1 protein-coding gene and 2 pseudogenes are annotated in these 1,348 nt (G+C 66.9%); all 3 read right to left on the reverse strand.

Features of this window, described 5'->3' with window-relative positions:
* Positions 1-226 (reverse strand): annotated as a pseudogene (locus ACFWPJ_RS33010) (SAM-dependent methyltransferase); the annotation flags it as partial.
* Between the two features lie 77 nt (positions 227-303).
* Complete coding sequence (locus ACFWPJ_RS33015; RefSeq protein ID WP_378857475.1) at positions 304-837, reverse strand: DUF2637 domain-containing protein; 534 nt, start codon at positions 835-837, stop codon at positions 304-306.
* 318 nt (positions 838-1,155) lie between these two features.
* Positions 1,156-1,348: pseudogene (locus ACFWPJ_RS33020) on the reverse strand (FAD-dependent oxidoreductase); the annotation flags it as partial.

A 1,348-nucleotide genomic window follows, 5' to 3' on the forward strand; every position in this document is an offset into this window, starting at 1 on the left:
GATCCACTGTGGCGGAAACGAATGCACGCGCCACGCCGAGTTCGCCGGGCGCCCAGATCAGGTGGCGCAGCGCGTCCTCGGATCGCACGCGCATCGTGCCGGGGCTTGCGCCATCGGGTTGGATCGTGCTGCCATCCCAGAATTCGAACCCCACCGCGGGGCGCGGGCCCAAGGTGGACCGCAGCAGAGGTTCGAACGCGGCAGCGACCGTGGTCTGGTTAACCATGCGACCACTATGGCCCGCGTCGCGCCGCTGCCAGGGCAGCACCGCAATATCCGACCTCGCGCCGGTTGGTTCGCCCCTTATGTCCGGGTCTTCGGTGTCGCCGGGGTTCGTGCCTCGCTGCGATGCTGGTCCCACCATGCGGCGCCGTCAGGGTGGGCGGGGTTCGAGTCTTTCGGCGGCGACGACGCGGTGGGTATGCCGAGTACCTTCAGTCGCCAGTCGTCCTCGGGGATCGCGGCCACGATGCGGACAGGGACGACGGCCGTGAGCAGCAGGTAGTTGCCCACACAGATCATCAGGCAGATCGGGGGAACGGAGACCACGGTCGCGATCTCGAGAGTGCTCATCTCGATCGGATCGCGGGAGATGGCCAGCACGTTCCCGAAGATGCTGGCCAGCACGGCGGCGACGAGCAGCAACTCGTAGACCCGCACCATGGACGTGGCCTTCTCGTCGCGGATACCGACCAAGGTGATGAACGTGCAGGCGACCAGCGCGACCGTGAGCCCGACCACCACCGGCCACAACCAGGTCAGGTGCTCAGGAACTCCTGCCGCCCGCGCGAGGGTGGAGGTGAAGGTGAACGACGCGATCGCCGCGGCGACAACCAATAGCGACCCTAAGCCCACAAGCAGCTTCGGTACCGTGAACGGAACAGGGCGGGGGAAAGGGTCCGTGTGGTCCATCAGGCTCCATCCTACGGGCTACGGCCACCAAACATGCAGGCACTCAACAGGGTACGGGCACGCGCGAAGTAGACACCGCACAAACTCGTCCTGGGTGCGGTGAGCCGCTCTCGCGCGCCGACTCGCCGGCGTGGCGGTGACACTGGGACACAGCCGCGAACTGTGGGCGAAACGCCGGAAACATCCAAGTCCGACGCAAGCGCTCACGGAGGTCGATTGAGTCCGCTGTTCGATTTCCGTCAGAATCTCCCCGGCCGCGCGCTCTCCCGACCGCACCGCGCCCTCGAGATATCCGGTCCACCGAGTCGCGGTTTCGGTGCCTGCCCAATGGATCGGACCGGTCGGCCTTCCTGCATGCGCCAGGGGGTTGAGCGCCCCGGGCCTCGTCCGGGTCGTAGTTAGCAGACGTTCCGCTGGCAACGGCGGCTCGTGACCG

Source organism: Nocardia sp. NPDC058497, from assembly GCF_042720195.1.
Taxonomy (GTDB): domain Bacteria; phylum Actinomycetota; class Actinomycetes; order Mycobacteriales; family Mycobacteriaceae; genus Nocardia.